The 22,740-nt window shown below is 73.4% G+C and carries 9 protein-coding genes; 2 read left to right on the top strand and 7 right to left on the bottom strand.

The features are described from left to right. Positions 1-39: 39 nt before the first annotated feature. Genes Ato02nite_RS08680 through Ato02nite_RS08670 form a run of 3 tightly spaced genes read right to left on the bottom strand, consistent with a single transcriptional unit; the run spans position 40 to position 13,513 of the window. Positions 40-6,168, bottom strand: coding sequence for a beta-ketoacyl synthase N-terminal-like domain-containing protein (locus Ato02nite_RS08680; protein ID WP_213005896.1), 6,129 nt, complete (start codon positions 6,166-6,168; stop codon positions 40-42). Further along, complete coding sequence (locus tag Ato02nite_RS52465) at positions 6,165-11,930, bottom strand: type I polyketide synthase (RefSeq protein ID WP_213005895.1); 5,766 nt, start codon at positions 11,928-11,930, stop codon at positions 6,165-6,167. The genes Ato02nite_RS08680 and Ato02nite_RS52465 overlap by 4 nt, the downstream gene beginning before the upstream one ends. 8 nt (positions 11,931-11,938) lie before the next feature. Next, a complete protein-coding gene (locus Ato02nite_RS08670) occupies positions 11,939-13,513 on the bottom strand; it encodes a PfaD family polyunsaturated fatty acid/polyketide biosynthesis protein (protein WP_213005894.1) in 1,575 nt (524 codons plus the stop codon). A gap of 58 nt (positions 13,514-13,571) precedes the next feature. Here Ato02nite_RS08670 and Ato02nite_RS08665 point away from each other — a divergent pair, with 58 nt between their 5' ends. Continuing rightward, entirely contained in the window at positions 13,572-16,886 is a 3,315-nt protein-coding gene (locus Ato02nite_RS08665; RefSeq protein ID WP_213005893.1) for an AMP-binding protein, read from the top strand. Then, positions 16,883-18,280, top strand: coding sequence for a DHA2 family efflux MFS transporter permease subunit (locus tag Ato02nite_RS08660; protein ID WP_213005924.1), 1,398 nt, complete (start codon positions 16,883-16,885; stop codon positions 18,278-18,280). The genes Ato02nite_RS08665 and Ato02nite_RS08660 overlap by 4 nt, the downstream gene beginning before the upstream one ends. Here the strand turns inward: Ato02nite_RS08660 and Ato02nite_RS08655 are convergent. The 4 genes from Ato02nite_RS08655 to Ato02nite_RS08640 all read right to left on the bottom strand — a co-directional run bounded on the left by Ato02nite_RS08655 (position 18,219) and on the right by Ato02nite_RS08640 (position 22,728). Continuing rightward, a complete protein-coding gene (locus tag Ato02nite_RS08655) occupies positions 18,219-20,288 on the bottom strand; it encodes an iron ABC transporter permease (RefSeq protein WP_213005892.1) in 2,070 nt (689 codons plus the stop codon). The genes Ato02nite_RS08660 and Ato02nite_RS08655 overlap by 62 nt on opposite strands. Beyond that, the gene (locus Ato02nite_RS08650; protein ID WP_213005891.1) at positions 20,285-21,337 is read right to left on the bottom strand and encodes an iron-siderophore ABC transporter substrate-binding protein; all 1,053 of its coding nucleotides are present in this window, start codon (positions 21,335-21,337) and stop codon (positions 20,285-20,287) included. Before Ato02nite_RS08650 ends, Ato02nite_RS08655 begins: the two co-directional genes overlap by 4 nt. Before the next feature lie 102 nt (positions 21,338-21,439). After that, positions 21,440-22,261 carry a helix-turn-helix domain-containing protein gene (locus Ato02nite_RS08645; RefSeq protein ID WP_213005890.1) on the bottom strand — a complete coding sequence of 274 codons (822 nt, stop codon included), beginning with the start codon at positions 22,259-22,261 and terminating at the stop codon, positions 21,440-21,442. Positions 22,262-22,398: 137 nt separating this feature from the next. Beyond that, the gene (locus Ato02nite_RS08640; RefSeq protein WP_213005889.1) at positions 22,399-22,728 is read right to left on the bottom strand and encodes a hypothetical protein; all 330 of its coding nucleotides are present in this window, start codon (positions 22,726-22,728) and stop codon (positions 22,399-22,401) included. Positions 22,729-22,740 lie beyond the last annotated feature (12 nt).

Here is a 22,740-nt window from a genome sequence, read left to right as displayed (position 1 = left end):
GGTCGTTGTGCCGGTATTGACCAAGCGTGCCGGTCGAACTCATCGGTCATCGGGCGAAGTTCCGCCGGCCACCCGGGCGCCGAGCCGGTCGACGCGGTAGATCCGGCGGCCGTCGATCCAGAGCCAACCTCGGGCGTACGCCGTCCGGGCCCGGATTTCGAGGATCTCCAGCTCGATCGTGATCACCCGGTCGGTGGGCACGACCTGCCCGCGATAGGTCCACGTCAGGGTGGTGTCGAGGGTGATCGGTTCGCCGGGAGTGCCGATGCCGCGCTCGATCAGGTACCAGTGCAGCAGCTGGCACATCGCCTCGACGCCGAGCGAGCCGGGCATGACCGGGTCCTGGAAGAAGTGGGCCTTGAAGTACCAGTCGCCCGGATCGATGTCCTTCTCGGCCCGCAGCCGGCCGAGACCGGCCGCCCCGCCTTCCGGCCAGTAACCGGTGATCCGGTCGAGCATCGAGAGCATCGGGCCGGCCGAGGGGACCAACGCGGGCGGGTTCGCGCACGGTTCGGCCAGGCGCTCGCGCTCGGCCGCGGCCGGCGGCAGGCCGGGCTGCTGCGCGAAGGCCGTGGTCAGGAAATACCCGAACACGGCGGTGCCGCTCAGCAGCGGTTCGCCGTCCGCGTGGCACTCGATCCGGAACGTCTCGATGATCATTCCGGCGGCTCGGGAAACGTCGGTGAGCTCGGCGCGAGTGCGGACGACCCGGTTGGCCGGCCCCACCGCACGCCCGACGCGCAGGTCGCCGTCGAGGTTGCGGAACAGCAGCTCGGCGTCGATCTGCAGCGGACTGCCGACATAACAGCCCAGCCATCCGCAGGGCTGCAGCGCGATCTCCATCAGAACGGCGGCCGGCATCGGGCCCGGAAAGAACCAGGCCTCATCCGGTACGTCGTACTCCGCCACCACCGCGCTGCCGGTCGCCATGCCCTGATAGGGACCCTCGACCGCGGTCACCCGGCTCATGAAGTGGTACGGCGGCCCGGGCAGACGCGGCCCGCGGCGGGTGCCGGTGAACGCCTCGGCCATCGGCCCGAGTCCGTCCGTCGGCCGGCCCCAGGCGCAGGCCAGCAGCGAGGCGTAACCGAGCGGCAGGTCCCCGATCCGCGCCACCGGCTCCAAATCCCGGTGTCCGGCGAGCCCGCCGAGCCTCGGGAGCGGCACGGGCGCCGCGGTCCGCTGCACGACCGGTGGCCCGAGATGCCGCCAGTGCTCGAGCGGCCAGTCCGGCACCAGCCGCACGGCGCAGTCGGCGACGTGCAGGGCCTTCACGCCGTCAACGGTGACCAGCACGTCCGCGACGAGGGTCGGGAACGGGTCGGCCGACATCGCGGTGACGAAAACCTCGTAGGTCAGCCTGCGGCTGTCCGGGGTGACCTGGCCCCGGCAGCGCATCCGCGCGGCCCGCCCGGGCACCGGTTCGAACCGCCAGCCGTCGCGGTCGATCGTGTGCCCGGCGGCGGCCAGGTAGAACGACAACGCCTGCAGGCACGCCTCGGACATCAGGGTGCCGGGCATACAGGGGTCGTTGTGGAAATGGCCGGCGAAGAACCAGTCGCCGGGGTGGACCGCCGTCTCGGCGCGGAGGTAGCCGCCCGGATCGAAGACGGGGACCTCGTCGAGCAGGCGCAACCGGCCCGATCCGATGCGCGGCGTGCGCACGTGGGCGCGGGTCGTCGCCCACTCCGGACCGAAACACTCGTCGGGCCGGCCGTCGGCGAAAGCGGTGACGGCATCGGCATCGAAGGACCGAAAGGCTTCGGGTGTACGGACGTAGGCCGGCTCCCAGAGCACCCCGCCGGTGCGGTGCAGTTCGTCGTCGGTGAAGAACCCCGCCTGGCCGTTGCGCACGGCGAGCAGCAATTCGCCGTCCACGTGGCAGTCGTACTCGAAGAAGAACAGCCGGATCGGGCCGTGCGTGACATGCCGTACGACCCGGATCTCGAATTGAAGGGTCCGCCCGGGGCCCGGTGGCGGGCCGTGGAAGGTGACGTCGCTGCCCAGCAGCCGGTAGACCCGCTCGCCCCGGTTGTGCAGGTCGGCGCCGAGCCAGCTGATCAGCAGCAGGTCGGCCTGTCCCGCCTCGACGACCAGCCCGGCGGGCATCCGGCCGGCCGGATCGAGGTACCAGGAATCGTGGCGCACGTCGGTCTCGGTCCAGATGACGCCGGTGCCCAGCCGGCCCGGCTCGGCGTCGATCCCGAGGACCCGATCGGCGAGCAGCAGCGGCGGCCGGGGCATCCGGGTCTGCCGCACGTCGTCGTCCTGCGCGGCGAACGCCGGCCCGAACACCTCGGAGATCCGGCCGTACGCGAGATGTTCGAGCTGTGCGCGGTCGAACTTCGGCCCGGGGCGCCCGCCGGTCGCCGGGGTGATCGCGGCGACGGCGGCGGCCCGGCCGTTCAGGAAACGAGCATGCGCGGCGGCCTGGATCTCCAGGTACTGGTGGTGCGCGGCGGTGATGGCGGTACGCCAGGCCAGGGCGGGTGGGTCCGGTAGCCGCTGCGGCATCGGGGTGAGCTCGGGGGCGGGCGCCATCACCTCGTACTCTTCGGCGGCCATTCTCGGGGCCGGCAGCCGCTTGGGCAGGCTGATGGTGGCGCCTCCGCCGGCGGGTGGAACGTCGAAATAGGCCTCGAGCGCGTCGTGCCGCATCGGGACACCGGCCGCGGCCAGCTCGGCGATCGCCACCGACACCGACCACAGGCCCTGGCCCGGCACGGCGTCCAAGGCCACCGCGACGTGCTCCCGGTCGCCGAGGATGCGGCGGATCCAGCCGGTGCACTGGGCGGCCGGTCCGTGCTCGACGAAGACGCGGACGCCGTCGTGCCAGGCGCGCTCGATCAGGTTGGGGAAGTTGACCGGGGCGAGCATCTGCTCGGTGATCGCGTCGGCGGCCGACTCCTCGGTCGGGTGGTACCAGTCGCCGGTCGCGCCGCGGTAGAACCGGACGCCCGGCACGCTCCGCGTCGGCCGGCGGTGCAGGGCATGCCAGCGGTCGCGGACCTCGGCCACCTCGGGCACGTGCGCCACCAGCAGTCGCAGCCGGATGCGCTCGAATCGCTCGGCGAACGCGGTGCACGCCCACTCCTCGCCGGAGACCACGCAGGCCCCGGGGGCGCACACCGCCGACAGGTGTACGGCCGGCTCGCCCTCGACCATCTCCCGCACCACTTCCGGGTCCGCCGCGAGCAGGTAGCCGATCCAGCGCTCGCCGGTGATCCCGTGGCGTTCCCAGAAGCGGCGGACCGCGCGCAGTTCGCCGCTCAGATCGTGGGTGAACAATCCGTCGGCCCGCGCGTCGGCGGCCATCGCCGGCCCGTCGGTCCACGCCCCGAGGGCGACGAGGGCAGCCGATTCGCCGGAGGAGTAGCCGATGGCGGCCTGCGGTTCGATGCCCAGGACCTCGCGCGAGATTCTGGTGTGCAGGCCGGAGAGGAAGCCGACCGCGAGGATCTCGTCGAGCGGCTCGGGTCCTTCGCTCTGCCCTTCGCTCTGGCCTTCGCGTCGTCCTTCGTTTCGTCCTTCGCCTTGCCCCTCGCTTCGCCCTTCGTAGAGCCAGGACACCAGCGGCGCCCCGTTCACGCCGGCGGCGAGCGGGGCGAACGCGACCGCGAAGTCGGAGCCCATGCCCGGGTAGAAGGAGGAGCTCATCGGGTAGACGAAGGCCGTCTCACCGCCGATCGGCGCCGCCCGGAAGGCCACGCCGGGTGGGCGCAGCGCCTCGCCGCCCAGCCAGGCCTGGGCAGCCTCGATCTGGCCGGCCAGGTGCGCGGGATCGCGGGCGACGATGGCCAGGCGGGCCGGGCCGGTGTCGCTCTCGACGCCGGACCTGGCCGCGGCGAGTACGGTCGCCCGGTCCGCGCCCGAGTAGAGGTGCAGCCGGGGCCGCGGACCGGGCGCCCACGGCGCGGTGTCGGCGGCGCGCAGCCGGACCCGGGCGGGCGGAGCGCCGAGCACCGGCGTGACGACCTCGGCGGTCGTCGCGCCGAGGTCCGGCCGAGCGGGTTGTCCGGGGCGGGGGCGGACACGGTGCCGCAGCGCCACGGCCGCGATCGCGACGTCGAGCAGCCCGGCGGCGGCGTGCGGCGCGCCGAACAGCCCGGCCGCGTGCTCGGCCGACGTTTCCCGATCGATGCGGGTGTCGGGGTCTTTCCGGGCGGCGGGGGCGTTCTGGGCGGCGCGGTCGTTCTGGGTGTTGGGGTCGAGCACGGCGAAGATCGGATCGCCGTCGCGTTGGGCGTCGTCGTGGCGTTTGAGCACCAGCACGACGGCCGCATCCGCCGGCTTCGTGGTTCGGCCGAGCTGGGCGAGGGCGGCGCGGTGCACGGGTTCGTCGGAGAGGTCGACCGCGCCGACGAGCGCGGCATCGATCTCCCCGGCCCGCAGCGCCCGGGCCGCCAGCTCCAGCGCCACGATTCCGGAGGCCTCCTCGGCGCTGACGGCGAAGCCCGGTCCGGACAGTCCGAGCTGGCCGCCGACGCGGTTGGCCACGATGTTCGCCATGGCGCCCAGCACCCGGGCGGCGGTGAGCGGTGGGCTGAACTCGTCGCCGGCCTCGAGGCGCCGGCGGGCGTGGGCACGCGCGATCTCGGGGTCACAGCCCATGCCCATCAGGACGGCCGTGCGCTCGGGCGGAAGCTCGATGCCGCGGACGGCCTCGCGAGCGGCCTCCAGCACGAGAATCTGCTGGCCGAGCGTCTCGCCGAGGTCGCGCGGCGGATAGCGCAGGTCGTCGAGCGCGACCTCGATGGCGTCCGGCGCCGGGCCGGGCACCCGCCCGCTGAGAACGGCGTCCCGCAGCCCGTCGGCGCCCACGTCCCCGACCCGGGCACCGATCGCGACGATCACGATCTCGGCCGGCGCCGCGGCCGGTGCTGGAACTGGTGTCGGGAAGCTGGGGATCGCGACGTTGAGCGCCGGTCGGCCGTCGTAGGCCTCGACTATCAGGTGGGCGTTGTTGCCGCCGAAGCCGAACGCGCTGATCGCCGCGCGCCGCCGTGGCCCCGGCCACGGTTCGTTTGCTCGGAGCAGGCGCAGCGGGCCGTCGCGCAGCTCGTCGATCGGGTCGGTGGCGTCGGCCGTCGCGGGGAGCGTTCCGTGCTGGATCGCGCCGAGGAGCTTCAGCAGTCCGGCCGCGCCGGAGGCGGTCAGCAGGTGCCCTACGTTGGACTTCGCCGAGCCGACCGGCAGTGGTTCCGCCCGGCCGCCGAAGTGCCGGGCGGTCGACCGGGCCTCCACGGCGTCGCCGACCGGTGTACCGGTGGCGTGGCATTCGAGCAGCTCCACCGTCTCCGGGCCGAAGCCCGCCGATCGGTACGCCGCGCTCATCGCCCGGATCTGGCCCTCCTCCGCGGGCGCCAGGAACCCGCCGGTCCGGCCGTCGTTGGACAGTCCGATGCCGCGCACGACGCCCAGGACCGGCACCCGCGCGGCCACCGCGTCGCGCAGGCGCATGAACGCGAGCAGGGCCGCGCCCTCGGCGGGGATCAGCCCGTCGGCACCGCGCTGCAGTGGCCGGCTGCGGCCGGACGGGCTCAGCGCGCCCAGCGCCGTGAACCCGGAGTCGATGATCAGCCCGTCGCAGCCGCTCACCGCGCCGGCCAGCATGCGGTCCGCCGCGCCGTCGTGCAGCCGGTCGCACGCGATCTTGATGGCGTACAGCGCGGAGGCGCAGGCGGCGTCGAGGGCCAGCGACCCGCCGCCGAGCCCGAGGGCGTTCGCCGCGGTGTGCGCCCACAGGCCCGAGCAGAAGCGGGAGTACGGGTCGAGGCCGCCCGGATCGCCGTCCAGCCAGATCCGCTCGGCGTACGCGGCCAGGCTCCGACTGGGATAACCCAGGTTGCCGAGGACCAGCCCGGTCCGGGCCGGACTCACGTGATCGCCGGCCTCGCGTAGGGCGGCCCGTCCGGCGTGCAGTACCCATTGCAGCGCCGGGTCGTAGGCGGCAGCCTCGGCGGCGAAGCCGTCCGGATCGAAGGCGAAGCCCCGCACGAGACCGGCCGTGGTGCCGGTGCCGAGCGAGCCGGGCGGCATCCGCCACTCCTCGGGCCGCACCGCGGCGAGGTCGACCCGGCCGGCCGCGATGTTGTCCCAGAACTGCTCGGGGCTCAGCGCTCCCGGCAGCACACAGCCGCGGCCCACGATCGCGATCGGCTCGGTCACGGGCGTCCCAGGGCCGCGACGTCGGGGCGCCGGATGAGACCGACGCCGAGCAACTCGGTGCGGACCTCCCCGTCCTCGTCGAACAGGGCGATGTCGCAGCGCGTCACGTCGGCGGCCACGGCCCCGGCGCGCACCAGGCAGCGCAGCGCCGCCGGCGCCGGCGCCGGTCCGGGACGGTGCACGTGGATCGCGTCGACGCTCATCGGCAGCGTCGCGTAACCGGTGGTGTGCCGGGCCCACAGGACCGCGGTCTGCAGGGCGCCGTCGACCGCGGCCGGGTCCGTCCACCAGGGCACGTCGGGCCAGTCGACCGCCCGTGCTCCGACGACCCGCGCCTCGGCGCCCGCGGGGGACAGCCCCAACACTTGGCGAAGCACCTGGAAACGGGGACCGTGGAACAGCGCGGCGTCGCGGTAGACGTCCGACTCGGGGTAGGACTCCATCGCGGCCGGTGTGGCCCAGGTGCGCGGCGGTTCCGGCGCGACGAGCCGGGCCCGGTAGTGGTTGCCGACCCGCAGTTCGTCGGCCAGGGTGACCTCGACCGTGAACCGGTGACCGCCGTCGGCCAGGCCGGGCAGTTCGATCCGGTGCAGGACCCGGAGGCCGGCCAGCGCGGTCGAGCGGCCCGGGTAGCGCGCGTGTCCGGCCGCCGCGAACCACTCCACCGCCATGGCGAGCGGCAGCACCGGCACGCCGGCCGGCGCGTGGTCGGCCAGAAAGCCATGCGTACGGGCTTCGGCGACGAGCCTCGGCGGGCCCGCTCCGGCGACGTCCCCGCCGGTGATGAGCACCTGGGCCACGTCGCCGGGTGTGCTCAACTCCGTGACGAAGGCGAGCGCGCCCGCGGCCGGCGGGATGAGCGGGACGCCGAGGGCCCGGAACTGTGCCGCGTGGGCCGCGGTGACCATGCCCGCCTCCCACGGTCCCCAGCCGATCGCGCGGACCCGGCAGGACGGCCGCCGCCGCTGCTCGGCCAGGGCCACCTGGTTGAGCACCTCGTTGGCCATCGCGTAGTCGCACTGCCCGGGGTTGCCGAAGCGGGCCGCGACCGACGAGAACAGGCACAGCACCTCCAGCGGATCGGCGGCGGTCGCGTCGAGCAGCGCGCCGAGCCCGGCGACCTTGGTGGCGTAGACCCGGTCGAACTGGTCGTCGGTCTTGTCGGCGATCCGCTTGTCGGCGAGCACCCCGGCGCCGTGCACGAGCCCGGTGACGGCACCCCACTCCCGGCGCACCCGGGCGAACTCGCGGTCGAGGGCGGCGCGGTCGGTGACGTCGACCGCCGCGTACCGCGCGGTTGCCCCGGCCCGCTCGAGACCGGCGAGCGTCGCGCGGATCTCGCGGCGGGCGAGGACGGTACGGACCTGGGCGGTCAGCCGGGCCGGCGGTGCGGTGCGGTCGCGCCCGGCCAGCAGACGGGTGAGGGACGGCTCGTCGCGGGCAGCGCCCAGGAAGGCGGGCTCGTCGACGAGTTCGGTGCGGCCGAGCAGCAGCATGCGGGGCCGGGCCGGCGCCAGCGCGAGCAGCGCGGCGGCGGTGACGCCACGGGCACCGCCGCTGACGACGAGGACCGACTTCTCGGTGACCCGCGGATCGGCCGCTCGCGGCGGGGCCGCGCTCTGCACCGGGGTCCATCGCGTTCCGTCGGCACGCAGGCCGACGTCGAGGGTCGGCCCACCGGTCAGCAGTTCGGCGACGATGGCGGCGGCCACCTCGTCCGGGCCGCGGCCGCCGCGCTCGCAGTCGATCGCCTTGGCCGCGACCGCCGGCCACTCCTTGGCGGCGGTCCTGGTCAGCGCCGCGAAACCGCCGAACCGGGCACGCTGCGGATCGGGGTCGACCAGCCCGAAACAGCCGCCGGTGTCCTGGACGGTCACGAAGACGCCGCCGCGCTCGGCCATGCCGGCGGCGACCGCGCGAGCGGCCCGGAACGCGAGCCGGGCGGCCGAACCGGCCTCCGCCGCCATTCCGCCGAGCAGAATCACGCCGTACGCATCGCCGGCCGGCTGGTCCGCGGCGGTCGCGGAGATGCCGTACGCCCGGAGCTGCCCGACCACGGCGGGCGCGAGCCCGCTGCCGCCGTCGACGACGGTGATCGGCCCGTCCCGGAGGCCGGCCAGCGCGAGCCCGCACGCCGGCGCGGTGGCCGGCTGGACCTGTAATCGGGGCAGTCCGGGAAGGGGTGGCTCGGCGGTGATACCGCGCATGACGTCGTCCAGCGTGCGCGCCTGGAACAGCTGGGCCATCTGTGCCGAGTCGGTCGCCGGCAGCCCCTCCGCGCGCTCGCGGACCGCCGCGAAGATCTCCACCTTCTTGATCGAGTCGATGCCGAGGTCGGCTTCCAGGTCCATGCCGCCGTTCAGCATGTCCACCGGGTAGCCGGTCTTGTCGGCGACGACGGACAGCAGCAGCGCGAGACTCACCGGCTCATCGGCCGTGCCCGGCCCGGCCGGTGGCCTGGGAGCGGGCGGGTAAGCGCCGGGCGACTCGAACGGCGGTGGCTCAACGGCCGGCGGTTGAAAGGCCGCCGGTTGAAAGGCCGGCGGTTGAAAGGCCGCCGGTTGAAAGGCCGGCGGTTGAGGGGCCGGCCGTTGGGAGGTCGGCGATGAGAAGGACGGCGATGGGAACGCCGGCGATCGGAAGGGCGGCGGTGGGACCGGCGTGGGTGGCGCGGCCGGGAGGCGGAACTGGTCCGGTTGCGGTGGCTGTCCGGTGAAGGCGGCGAAAGTGTTCTCGGCCATCTGGAGGAAAGCTTGGTGCGACTCGGCGAGAACGCGCTGGAAGTGCATGTGCGCCTCGGCGGTCTGGCGCTGCATCTCCTGCACCGCGGCCAACCATTCGGCGCCGGCCCGAGGCGCGGCCGTCGATGGCCCGGTCGCCGGGAAGGCGGTCGGCGGCAAAGCGGTGGCTGGGAAGGCGGCCGCCGGCAAAGCGGTGGCTGGGAAAGCGGTCGCGGGCAAAGCGGTGGCTGGGGAAGCGGTCGTCGGAAACGAGGGCGTGGGAGGCTGGGTCATCGGGGTGGCAGGCTCCTGGAAGGTCGGTGGGACCGCTTCCGGCACCGGCCGGGGCGGGGGAGGCGCGACGTAACCCGCGCCGCTGACGCGCATCGGCATTCGAGGACGCTCCGCCTTCGGCTCCGGGCTGGCCGGCAGACCGGCCAGGTTCATGGCGACCCCGTGCACCGCGAGCCGGCCGAGACCCTCGTACAGCGCGGCGACGCCGTTCCGGCCGCGCCGGTCGAGGCTGACCGCCGCGTACGCCCGGTCGCCGAGAATCCGCCCGACCAGCCCGGTGAGCACGGCACCCGCGCCCACCTCGACGAAGGTCCGCACCCCGGCCGCGTACATCGCCTCGATCTGATCGTGGAACCGGACCGGGGCGCCGGGGTGCCGGGCGACAGCCCGGCGGATCGCCGCGGGCGAAGGGTCGTAGATGGCCGCGTCCTCGTTCGCGTACACGTCGATGCGTGGCGCGGCCAGGTCGAGCGTCGCCAGGAAGTCGCGCATCGACGTCTCGGCGGACCGCATCAGCGGGCTGTGGAAGGCGGCCGAGACCGCCAGCCGGCGGGCGGTGATGCCGTCCGCGGAGAGCCGCTCCTGAAGGTCGTCGATCGCCGCCACGGTGCCGGAGACGACGGTCTGCCGGGGTGCGTTCCGGTTCGCGATCCACGCGTCGTTCTTGAGCGCCGCCTCCACCGTGCCGGCGTCCGCGTCGACCGCGAGCATCGTGCCTGCGCCGGCGTCGATCCGCGCCAGGAGTTCGCCCCGGTGCCGGGCCAGGCGCAGCAGGCTCGCCGCGTCCAGCACACCGGCCGCGTGCAGCGCGACCAGTTCGCCGAGGCTGTGCCCGGCCACGCAGTCGGGTGCGAGCCCGATCGACGTGAGCACCGCGAGCAGCGACAGGCTGTGCGCCGCCAGCGCCGGCTGCGCCCACCGGGTGTCGGTGAGCCGGCGTTCCTGCGCCGCGCGCCGGTCGTCGCCGAAGACCGGTGGCGGGAAGACGACGTCGGCCAGTTCCGGCCCGGCCGTGCTGTCCCACACGTCCTGCGCCGCGGGCAGCGCCAGGGCGAAGTCGGCGCCCATCCCGACGTACTGCGAACCCTGGCCGGGGAACAGGAAAGCGATCCGGCCGGGGTCGGCGGGCCCGCACGAGTAGAAGACGCCGCCGGGGAGGGTGAACGACTCGCCGGGGCGCCGCGCGATCATCTCGGTGGCCCGGTCGAGTTTCTCGGCCCGGTCGGCGGCATCGCTCGCGGCCACGGCCAGCCGGTAGGGCTCGGCGGCGTCGAAATGGCCACCGTCCGCGCGCAGGTTCTCCGGCGAACCGGCGCTGAGCAGGACGAGCTCGTCGGCGCCGGCCGGTAGCCGTACGGGAGAATTGCCGTTCCTGTTCTCTTCGAGGGTGAGGTGGAAGTTGGCGCCGCCGAAACCGAAGCTGGAGACCGACGCCCGCCGGGCGTGGGCGGCGCGCCGGGTCCACGGACGAGCGACCGTGTTCAGGTAGAACGGGCTGCCCTCGATGCCGAGGCCGGGGTTGGGTTCGCGCACCTTGATGGTCGGCGGAAGTGTTTGCTGGTGCAGGGCCAGCACCGCCTTGACCAGCCCGGCCGCGCCCGCCGCCGCCTTGGTGTGGCCGATCTGCGACTTGATGCTGCCGAGCGCGCACCACCCGCTGTCCGGTCGTCCGGTGTCGCCGAAGACGCGCCGCAGCGACTCGAACTCGGCGGCGTCCCCGGCCCGGGTCGCGGTGCCGTGCGCCTCGACCAGCCCGACCGTGTCCGGGCCGTACCCCGCGGCGTCGTAGGCCCGTCGCAGTGCCCGGACCTGCCCGGTGGCCATCGGCGCGTAGATCGCCCCGCCCCGGCCGTCCGACGAGGTGCCGAGCCCGCGGATCACCGCGTAGACGCGGTCGCCGGCGCGCTCGGCGGCGTCCAGGCGCTTGAGACCCAGCATCGCCAGACCCTCGCCGAGCAGGGTGCCGTCGGCGTCCGCGGCGAACGGGCGCGCGTCGCCGGTGGGGGAGAGGGCCGGTGTCTTGCTGAAGCACACGTACATCAGCGGGTTGTTCGTCACGTCCACCCCGCCGGTGACGACCAGGTCGGCCTGGCCCAGGGCCAGCTCGTTGGCCCCGGCCGCCACTGCCGCGAGCGAGCTGGCACAGGCGGCGTCCACGGTGCAGTTGGTGCCGTGCAGGTCGAGGCGGTTGGCGATCCGGCCGGCCACCACATTGGACAGCAGGCCGGGAAAGGAATCCTCCTGCCACGGTACGTACCGGTCGGCGATCCGATCGCAGATCCGCCGCGCCTCTTCCTCGCCGATCCCCTCGTCCCGCAGCGCCGCCAGCCACACCGGGCGCTGGATGCGCGCGTCCATCGTGCCGACCCGGCTCAGGGTGGAGCTGCCCAGGATGACGCTCACGCGTTCCCGGTCGGGCGGGGCGGCCAGGTTGCGGTCGAGGTCGGCCAGCAGCGCGTCGGCCACGGTCAGGCCCAGCAGCTGGGCCGGGTCGAGGGCCCCGAGCGTGGCCGGCGGCAGCCCGTGGGCGAGGGCGTCGAACTCGATGTCCGGCAGGAACGCGCCGCGGTTGCTGTAGGTCGTGTCGGGCGTCGCAGGGTCGGGGTCGTAGAACCCGTCGGCGGGCCAGCGCCCGGGTGGCACCTCGGTGATCAGGTCCCGGCCGGCCACGATGTTGCGCCAGAACTCGGTCGTGTCGCGCGCCCCGGGCATGAGGGCGGCCAGCCCCACGACTGCGATCGGCTCCATGACTCTCCTCAGGACAACAGACGAGGGCGAGGGTCAAAGGCTTCCCCCGGCACCGGTACGCCGTACGAACGCAGTTGCTGGGCCCGGGTCACCGTGGCCGCGCCCTCGAGCAGGTTGAGCGCGATCTGCACGACCGTGCGGTGGGCCGGCCGGGCGAGCGGGCTGCCCGCCGTCCACCGGTTGAAGGCGCCGATCGCCGGTCCGCACCAGATCTGGTAATCGGTCCGCCGGGTCGGCTCGCCGGTGATCGCCCATCGGCTCGACAATCCCAGGTAGGAGCGGAACACCAGGGCCATCCGGTGGCGCGGGTCCCGCTCGGCCCGGTCGACCTCGCGCGGGTCACGGTCGAGCCAGAACCGGCGGGTCTGCTCCCAGCAGTCCTCGAACGTGCCACCCAGGACGTCCTTCTCGAGTCGCTCCCGGGTCGCGTCGGGAAGGTCGTCGAGTGATCCGTAGGCCAGGTAGGCCTCGTAGAGCTGGCCGGCGCGCACCGCGAACAGCGTGCCGCGCCGCAGCACCTGCACCTTGATGCCGTACTCGAACATGTCGGCGGCCGGGGCCATTGCGACGTCGGCCAGGTCGGCCTGCGCGAGCAGGTCCTTCGCCGCGTCCGACAGCCCGGCCTCGCGGGAGAGCTGGTTGATGGTGCCGGTCACCACGTAGGCCGCTCCGGCGGCGAACGCGGCCGCCACCCCGGCCGGGTCGCCCAGCCCGCCGGCCGCCCCGACCCGGATCGGCCGGGCATATCCGTGCCGCCGGGTCAGGTCGTCGCGCAGCGCCCGGATCACCGGGAGCACGACGGCGAGCGGCCGGTTGTCGGTGTGGCCGCCGCTGTCCGCCTCGACCGTGACGTCTTCGGCGAGCGGCACGCGCGCCGCCAGCTCGGCCTCGTCCCGGGTGATCTGCCCGCGCTCGACCAGCCCGCGCAGGATCTCCGGCGGCGCCGGGGCGAGGAACCGGGCGGCGACCTCGGGGCGGGAGACCTTGGCGAACAGCTGCCGGGCCCGGCCGTCGGGGCGCAGGCCGGCGACGGCGCAGCGGACGACGGCCGGGGTCAGCTCCAGGTAGGCGGAGGCCGAGACCTTGGGTACGGCGGCGCGCACCAGAAGATCGACCAGGCGCTCCTCGTGCCCGGGTTCGGACGGCGAGTGGATGAGGTTGACCCCCCAGTTGTCCCGGTCGGGCAGGCTGCCGCGCAGTTGCGCCACCGCTCGCTCGATGTCCGGCAGGGCGAGGCCGGCGGCTCCGAAGAACCCGAGCATCCGCGCGCGGGCCATCGCCACGACCGACGCGACGGTCGCGATGCCGTTGGCCATCTCGCCGGCAACGTACGGAAATCGCACGCCGTGGGTCTGATTGAAGGACCGGTCGCCCAGCCACTCGGGATAGAGCGGGGGCAGCGAACCGAGCAGCTCGTAGCCCTGGCCGGGGCCGGTGTGCAGCTCGCCGCCGAGGCCGAGGCCGGGTTCGTGGCCGGGGCGGTCACGCACGATGTGCACGGGCTCGCGAAAGCGGCGGACGCCCTCGACGATGCCGGCCGGCGTGAAGTCGGCCGCACGCTCACCCGGTATCCAGCGGACCACGGCACCTCCCCCCGGTAGGCGGGTCCTACGTTAGTCCAAGTCCACTTAAGATGGCGTCGTGATCCCGAGCCTGCTCACCACGATGGTCGAGCGTCTCGACGGCACTCCCCGGGAGCCGCTCTACACGTTCCTCGATCGGCACGGCCGGGAGATCGCCGCGGCCGACTGCGAGGAGGTCGTGCGCCGCGCGGCGGGGGCCGCCGACCTGCTCCGGGCGGCCGGGGTCGAGACCGGCGACCGGGTTCTCCTGGTCTTCCCGCCCGATGACGGGCTCGACTTCGTCGCGGGCTTCTTCGGCTGCATGCTGCTCGGCGCGATCGCCGTTCCGGTGGCGAGCCCCGATCCGCGGCATCTCGATCGGGAACTGCCGAAGCTCCGGCACGTCGTCGAGGACAGCGGCGCCCGCGTCGCGCTGACCCATCCGAGATACCGCGCGTTCGCGAGGCTCGCGTCGGCGGCGAACCGTCTGCGCGGGCGCGGCACCCCGGGCTGGCCCAAGCTGTCCTGGCTCCTGTCGCACCGCATCCGGCGGGCAGAGTCGCCGGCGGCCGCGGCCCTGCTCGCCCGGGCGGCGAGCCGGTTCGGCCCGGACGACATCGTCTATCTCCAATACACGTCCGGCTCCACGTCGGCGCCCAAGGGCGTCGTGGTGCGCCACCGGAACCTCGTGCACAACCTCGAGCTCATCGCCCGCAACACCCGGGTCGACCGCGATTCCGTGCTGGTCGGCTGGGTGCCGCTGTTCCATGACATGGGGCTGGCCGGCGGCATCCTGAACGCCATGTACACCGGGGCGCGGTGCATCGTGTTCTCCCCGCTGACCTTCCTCGCCGCCCCTCGCCTCTGGCTCGAGCTGGTCGATCGCTATCGCGGCACGCACATCGCCGCCCCGAACTTCGGCTACGAGTACGTTCTGCGGGGGCTGCGCGACGACGACGCGTTCGATCTCTCCTCGCTGCGCGCCACCCTCCAGGGCGGTGAGCCGATGCTCGAGGCGACGATGGACCGTTTTGCGGCCGCGCTCGCCCGGATGCGCTTCGATCCGGCGTCGTTCTGCAACGTCTACGGCATGGCCGAGGCGGTGCTCTTCGTCAGCGGCCCGGTCGGCCGGCCGCCGACCCGGCTGCGTGCCGACCGGACGGCCCTGGACCGGGACGGCGTGATCGTCCCCGCCTCGCCGGGCGGGCCGGCCGTGACGCTGGTGGGCAGCGGTGTCCCCGACGCGGAGCTCGGCGTGTCGGTGCTGGCCGTCGACCCCGACACCGGGCGGCCGCAACCACCACAGGTCGTGGGCGAGCTCTGGGTGTCCGGCGCCAGCGTGTCCAGCGGTTACTGGGGGCGCGGTGACGAGGAGAACGCGGCCGTCTTCGCCGCGCGCCTGGCCACCGGCGACGATCGGCGATTCCTGCGCACCGGTGACCTCGGGGTGATCGGCGAGGACGGCGAGGTGTTCATCTGCGGCCGCCGCAAAGATCTGATCATCGTGGGCGGTCGCAACATCCACCCGCAGGACCTGGAGGCGGCGGTGGTGGCGGCCGATCCGATCCTCCGGCCGGGCAGCGCGATCGCCTTCGGCGTGCGGGTCGGCGGGGCCGAGCGGGTCGTGGTGGCGGCCGAGGTGCGCCGCAAGGTGCTGGAGGGCAAGGAGCCCGTCCCGGTCGGCCGGGCGGTGTCCGCGATCCGGGCCGCGGTTACCGCGCACAGCGGCGTGCAGTGTCACGAGGTCCTGCTCACCCGGCCCGGCCGGCTGCCCAAGACGACCAGTGGAAAGCCGCAGCGCGGGGAGTGCCGGCGCCAATGGACGGCCGGTTCGCTGCACGCGGCGGCCCTCGCCGGACCGCACGGCCCGGCGGAGGGGGACAGCACCGTGCTCCGGCTTCTCCAGACCGAGGTGGCGGCCCTGTTGCAGCTGGCCGATCCGGATGAGGTGCCGGTCGATCTGCCGCTGCGGGATGCCGGACTGGACTCGCTCGGGATGATGGACCTGGCCAAGCGCATCGAGGACCGGACCGGGACGCACCTGTCGCCGGCGGACGTCTCCGACGGCTCGACCCTGCGCGAGTTGGCGGACAGTTTCCGGTCGGCGCCCGCCGAGCCGCGAAGCGCCCCGCCCACCGGCGACGTCCCGTTCAGCGCCGCCCAGGTGCACGCCCTGCGGCTGGGGCAGTGGGACTGGTGGAACCGCGCGGTCATGCTCGACCTGCACCGGCCGCTGCCGGTGGAGCGGCTGCGCCGGGCCACGTCCGCGCTGGTCGCCCAGCACGACGCGCTGCGGTTGCGGTTCCGCCGGGACGACGGCCGGTTCGCTCAGAGCTACGGCGATGTCGAGTCCAGCTTCGCCGTCGAGACGGCCGCAACCGACGAGGGGCTTCTGAACGACCAGCATCGCCGTCTCAGCCTGGAGAACGGCCCGGTGCTGCGCCTGCTGCTGACGGAGAAGCGACTCTTCATCACCATCAACCATCTCGTCATGGACGGCGTCACGCTGGGCATCCTGATCGACGACCTGGACCATCTCTGCCGGCTGGACGAGCGCGGCGAGCAGCTGCGGCTCGCCCGGTCCTCGGCGCGGTTCGACGAGTTCACCCGGTGGATGAACGATTTCGCGCGCGGGGACGCGGCCGCCGATCTGGACTTCTGGCGTGCGCAGCTCGACGTCCCGCCGCCGGCCGCCTTCGACTCCCGAGCGCATCCGGGCCTGAAGTTCAAGGACCTCCGCAGCGCACACCAACACCTGCGGCCGGACGAGACGCGGGCGCTTCGCACCGTGCGGATGGGCGGGCGTCGCGCGCCGATCGCCACGACGCTGCTCACCGCCCTGGTGCGGACCGCCCAGCGGCAGTGGAGCTGCGGCCGCCTGACGATTCGGCTCTCCAGCTCGGGCCGGCAGGCGGCGGTGCACGGCCTCGACCTGTCCCGGACGGCCGGCGACATGCACTGCACCTTCCCGCTCGCCTTCGAGGACAGCTCCGCGCAGAGCCCGGCCGAGACCCTGACCGCGGTGGCCGAGCGGCTCACCGACGTACCCTCCGCGGGTTTGTCGTTCGAGCCTCTCCTGTTTCTCACCGATGTTCCGAACGGCCTGGCTGAGGCGCCGGCCCCGACGCTCTGGTTCAACTTCCAGGGCGAGGCCCCGGCGCGCAGCCGGAGCGGCCTGTTCTCGCCGCGGGACGTCCCGCTCGGCGACATGTGGGACCCGGAGAGCGGCGAGAAACAACCGCCGCTCTACCTCGAATGCTCCATCGTCGAGGGCGTGACCCGCCTCGACTGGTACTACTCGCCCCGGCACCTGGGCTGGTCGGGAGCGGAGATCGACGAGTGGACGGCCCGGTTCGCCGACGAGCTGCGTGGCCTGATGATCGACCGGTCGTGAAGGCGGCCATCGCCGCGGTGGGGCTGCCCGCGTTCATGGTCTCCCTGGACAACCTGGTGGTCACGACCGCGCTGCCGGCGATGCGGACCGCGTTCGACGCCTCGACCGCCGATCTTCAGTGGATCGTCGACGCGTACACCCTGCCCTACGCGGCGCTGCTGCTCACCGCGGCGGCGCTCGGTGACCGGTTCGGCCGGCGGCTGCTCTTCCTCGCCGCCATCGCCGTCTTCACCTGCGCCTCGGCCGGTTGCGCGCTGGCCGGCACCGTCGGCGAGCTGATGGTGGCCCGCGCCGTGCAGGGCGCCTCGGGTGCGTTCGTGATGACGTTGTCGCTGGCCCTGCTGGCCGCCGCGGTGCCGGCCGGGCGGCGGCCGCTCGCCATCGCCCTGTGGAGCGGCTTCACCGGTCTCGGCGTCGCGATCGGCCCGGTGCTCGGCGGGGCCGTGGTGGAGGGCCTGCACTGGACGTGGATCTTCTGGCTCAACGTCCCGGTCGGCCTGGTCGCGATGGTTCTTGCGGGCCGGTTGCTGAACGAGTCACGGGGCGCCCCGAGGCGGATCGACCTCGGCGGGATGGTCCTGCTCACCGCGTCGGTCTTCGTACTGGTCCGGGGCGTGGTGGAGGCGCCGACGCACGGCTGGGGCTCGCCGCGGGTCCTCATCGCCCTGGCCTGCGGAGCGGCGCTGTTCGGCCTGTTCCTGTGGTGGCAGTCGCGCAGCACGGCCCCGATGCTGCCGCTGCGCCTGTTCCGCTCGCGGGTGTTCAGCGTCATCAACACGCTGTCGTTCAGCCTCAACATCGGTGTCTACGGCAGCATCTTCCTGCTCGCCCAGTTCTTCCAGGTCGTGCAGGGGGCCAGCCCGTTGCAGGCCGGTCTGCGTACGCTGCCCTGCTCGTTGGTCCCGTTGTTCGTCGGCCCGGCCACCGGCTTGCTGATGGCCCGGTGGGGCGCCGCCCGGCTGGTCCTCGCCGGGCAGGCGATGGTGGCGGTCTCGCTGGTCTGGATGGCCTCGGTCTTCTCCGCCGACGTCGCCTTCATCTGGCTGTTCGGCCCGTTCCTGCTGGCCGGCATCGGGCTGGGGCTGAGTTATCCGCCGATCAGCACGATCGCTCTCGAAGCGGTCCCGGAACCCGAACGGGCGGTGGCGGCCGGCGTCAACAACACCGCCCGCGAGCTGGGCGTGGCCGTCGGCGTGGCGATGCTGGTCTCGATCTTCGCCACCCGGGGCGGCTACGCCCCGGCCACCTTCGTCGACGGGCTGAACCCGGCCCTGTTCACTGCGTCGGTGATCGTCGCGGCCGGAACGGCGCTGACCGTCCTGCTCCCCGGGATCAGCCGCGGCCGCGGCGGAGCAGCCAGACGAAGTAGGGAGCTCCGACCAGGGCCATCATGAGGCCGGCGGGGATCTGCGAGGGGGCGATGAGGGTACGGCCGAGGGTGTCGGCCACGCAGACCAGCAGGCCGCCGAGCAGCATGGCGACCGGGATGATCCGCCCGTGCCGGACGCCGACCAGGCCCCGGGCGATGTGCGGGGCGACCAGGCCCACGAAGCCGACCACGCCGACCGCGATCACGCTCACCGCCGCCGCGACCGCCGCGATCGTCAGCAGCGTCAGTCGCGCGCCCTCCTTGCGGACGCCGAGGATCCGTGGGGTGTCCTCGTCGATCGCCAGCAGGTCGAGTTCGCGGTGCAGGCTCAGCACCACGGGGGTGGCGAGCAGCAGCACCAGGGCGACCGGCAGCACGTCGGCGAAGGTCCGGCCGTAGGTCGTGCCGGAGAGCCAGGTGAGGATGCGCGGGGTGTCCCACGGATCGGCGCGCAGCAGCAGGAAGGTGCTGATGTCGCTGAGCGCGTAACCGCAGCCGATGCCGATCAGCAGGAAGCGGTCCGGGAGCAGTCCGCCCCGCCAGGCCAGCACGGCGATCACGGCGAAGGTGCCGAGCCCCATCGCGACGGCGGTGACGATGAGGGTGGGACGGCCGGCTGAGGCGGCCGAGGTCACCACGATCACCGCGCCGAGGTCGGCGCCGGCGGTGATGCCGAGAACACCCGGCTCGGCCAGCGGGTTGCGTACCGTGCCCTGCACCACGGTTCCGGCGAGGGCGAGCGCCGCGCCGGCTACGACGGCCGCCGCCACCCGGGCGGCCCGGTCGTCGAGTGCCCGGGCGATCAGCTCCGGCGCGGTGCCCTGCAGCCAGAGCGCGATGTCGCCGGTGCGCAGCCACAGGCTGCCGGCCAGCAGACCGACCAGCGCCGCCGCGGCGAGCAGCACGGTCGCGACGGCCACGACCGTCAGGAAACGGCGGTGCGAGCGGACGGCGACGTGCCCGCGGGGCGCTTCCCGGGCCGCTCCCGCGTCGCGCAGCCGGAGCGCGAGGACCACGATGACGACGGCGCCGAGCAGCGAGGTCGGAATGCCGGTGGGGATGGAGGCGGCGGCCTGGGCGCCGAGGATCGCCCGGAGTACGGCGTCGGACAGGAGCACGAAGAGCGCCCCGACGAGCCCGCAGGCCGGGATCAGGAAACCGTGCCGGCCCAGCACGCCGATCCGGTTCGCGGCGAGGCGGACAGCCACCGGCGCGGCCAGGCCGACGAAGGCGAGCGGGCCGGCCAGCGTCACCGAGATGCTGGTCAGCAGGACGGCGCAGAGGATCGCGAGGATCCGGGTCGAGCGGATCGGCACGCCGAGCGACGCGGCCGCGTCGTCGCCGAGGCCGAGCACGTCGAGCCGCCGGGACAACAGCAGGGCGACCACCAGGACGGCGACGACGACCGGGGCGGCCCGCTCGGCGGCGTCCAGGTTGAGCTGGGCCAGCGAACCGCTGCCCCAGGCGTACAGCCCGGTGGTGCTCTCCTTGAACAGGATGAGCAGCATCGCGGTCGCGGCGTCCAGCGCCATCGCGATCGCCGAGCCGGCCAGGATCAGGCGGGTCGACGCGAGGCCCGAGGCGCTGCCGGCGAGCCCGAGCACGAGCGCCGCGGCGAACAGCCCGCCGCCGAAGGCCACCGCGCCCGAAGCCCAGAGCGGCACCGCGAGACCGAACGCGGCGACCGCGCACAGCGCGAAATAGGACCCGGCGGTGACGGCGAGGGTGTCCGGGGCGGCCAGCGCGTTGCGGGTGACCGACTGCAGGAGCGCGCCGGCCGCGCCGAGCGCCACGCCGACCGCGATCCCGGCGAACACGCGCGGCAGCCGGGAGCCGGTCACCACGTCCGCGACCGGCACGCCGCCGACGTCCTCGTGCGCCCCGAACAGGTAGCGCAGCAGGTCCCAGAACCCGATCCCGGACGTCCCCTGGGTCACGTGCCACAGCCCGACCACGACGACCAGAACGAGCAGGGTGGCCAGCACGGCCACCCCGCTCGCCCGGTGGCCGAGCCGGGTGACGGTGCTGCTCACGCCTTGGTGAGGATCTTCACGTACGCGTCGATGGCCTGCTCGTTCGACACCGGGCCACCGGCACCCCAGACGCCGGCCGGGAACGGGTACGCCCGGCCCTCCTTGACGGCCGGGAGTGCCGTCCAGATCGGGCTCTTGGTCAGTTCCTTGACGTAGCTGTCCGGGGTGTCGTCGTCGGAGTAGAACAGGGTCGCGCTGCCGACGGCGGTGAGTCCCTCGATGTCGGTCTGCGCGAGACCGTAGGCGGGATCGACACCACCACTGCCGTACGCCGAGTTGATCTTGTCGGTCCAGGCCGGGGTCAGGCCGAGCTGCTCGCCGAGTTCGGTGAACAGGGCGCCCTTGCCGTACGGGCGGATGACGACGTTGCCGCCCTCGATCCAGCCGTCGAAGAACAGGAAGTCCTTGGCCGTCACGTTCGCGGCGGTGACCGTCTGCTTGGCCTCGGCGAGGTGCTGGTCGAACTGCTTCAGCACCAGGTCGGCACGTTCGGTGCGGCCGGTGGCCGTGCCGATCATCGAGAAGACCTTCTTCATGTTGGCGATCTGGCCGGTGGCGTCGGCCCCGACCGTGGCGAGCACCGGCACGCCACGCTTCTCGAGCTTGGTGATGATCTCGTCGTTGGCCTTGAACGCCTCGACGATGATCAGGTCGGGCTTGGTCGCGTAGAGGGCGTCGAGGTCGGGCGTGCCGCGCTCGCCGGCGTCGACGACGTTCGCGGGCAGCGGCTCGGCCTTGACGTATGTGCCGTACCCCTTGGGGTCGGCGACCGCGACCGGGTTGAGGCAGAGCGTCAGCACGTCCTCGGTCTGTTGCCATTCCAGCACCGCGACCCGCGCGGCCGGCTTGGCCAGCTCGACCTTGCGGCCGACGCCGTCGGTCATCGACACCGGGCCGGTCGCCGTCGTGGTGGTGTCGTTCGCGCAGGTCTGCGACGCGGGGGTGGCCGAACCGGCGGCCGCCGGTTCGTCGACCTGGGTGGTGCCGCAGGCGGTGGCCGTGGCGGCGGCTACCGCCAGGGCGGCCGCCAGACGGGTAAGACGCTTCATGAATTGCCCTTAAGTAAGGTTTGCCTTGCCTTACGGAGGCTAAGTGATGATCAAAAAGTCAGCAATCCCGCACTCGGGACAGCTGATACGGGATTCCGGACATCACGCCTGGGCGAGCCGGCCCGGGGTTACCTTCATCACGCGCCGGAAGGCGGCGATGAACGTGCTCGGCTGGGCGTAGCCGAGCCGCTCGGACACTCCCCGGACATCGACGCCCTCGGACAGCAGCGCCAGCGCCTGATGGACGCGCAGCGCCTGCCGCCACTGCGCGAACGACAGCCCGGTCGCCTCGCGGAACGCCCGGGTGATCGTCCGGTCGCTGATCCGCAGCAGCGCCGCCCACTCCTGCAGGCCACGATCGTCGGCGGGGTCCGCGAGCAGCGCCTCGGCGATCGGGTCGAGCCGCGGGTCCCCGGGCAGTTCCAGCGCGAACTGCCGCTCCGACGGAGCGAGCACGTCGAACACGACCGCCTCGGTCCGGGCTCTCGCCTCGGCGTCGAGGTCCGGCCGCGCCAGGCGGAGCAGCAGTGACTCCAGCAGGGGAGTCATCGTGATCGAGGTCGGTCCGGCGAACTCGACCGGCGTGCGGTCGGGCGCGAAGAAGGCATCGTGGAACTGGGCGGCCGCGGTCAGCCGGCCCCCATGAACCACGCCGGCCGGCAGCCACAGGCCGAACCCCGGCGGCACCGTGAAGATCCGGTTCCCGATCCGGGAGGTCACCGTCCCGCCGCGGACCCAGACCAGCTCATGCATCGGATGCGAATGCGGCGACCACTCCGTCGGGACCCGGGTCACCTCGGACTCGGCGATGATCGCCTGGGGTGCCCGGGCGCCCGGCGGCACCGACACGGCCTGCCGCAGCACCGTGCCCGGGTCGCGCCGCCAGGAGCCCAGATTGAGGTCATCGTGGGTCGGCGCGGCCATGATGGCGAGCGTATTACTCGTAGCGGTACTTCAACGCGTCCGCCTAGGCCGGCGGCTTGCCCACGGCGGTCAGCTGCTTCCGCACATCCTCGTGTTCCGGGTTCGCCTGCAGCCCGGAACACGAGGGTGTGCGCACCTTACGGAGACGGGTAGTCGTCCGGCGTGTACAAGGCGTCGGGTATCAGCTCGATGTCCGGTCGGTCGGTCGGACCGTCCTCGAAGGAATAAACCTCGGCGCCTGCCGGGATGCCGACCCGGTCGAGCCAGATGCCGTGATAACACCGGTCGCACCATGCCGTGACCGAGCCGGCGGGGCTGCCGGGACGAGCATAGTAGGTGAGGCGGATATGGCCGCCGTCCCCTTCGGGACATGGCACGTCGACCGGCTCGGGGAAGGGCTCGACGACCTTGTTGTACGCCTCATACCACGATTCCCAGCGACGTTCCGCCTTCGTCTTCTCCGGCATCCGCTGTAAATC

The organism is Paractinoplanes toevensis (assembly GCF_018332695.1).
In the GTDB taxonomy this organism is placed as follows: Bacteria; Actinomycetota; Actinomycetes; order Mycobacteriales; family Micromonosporaceae; genus Actinoplanes; species Actinoplanes toevensis.
Note: the sequence above shows the minus strand (reverse complement) of the source record. Positions and strands in the feature narration are given on the sequence as shown.

Coding starts and splice junctions, on each gene's coding strand:
- Ato02nite_RS08640 (WP_213005889.1), bottom strand. CDS start 22,728: ATGCCGGAGAAGACGAAGGCGGAACGTCGCTGGGAATCGTGGTATGAG.
- Ato02nite_RS08650 (WP_213005891.1), bottom strand. CDS start 21,337: ATGAAGCGTCTTACCCGTCTGGCGGCCGCCCTGGCGGTAGCCGCCGCC.
- Ato02nite_RS52465 (WP_213005895.1), bottom strand. CDS start 11,930: ATGGAGCCGATCGCAGTCGTGGGGCTGGCCGCCCTCATGCCCGGGGCG.
- Ato02nite_RS08645 (WP_213005890.1), bottom strand. CDS start 22,261: ATGGCCGCGCCGACCCACGATGACCTCAATCTGGGCTCCTGGCGGCGC.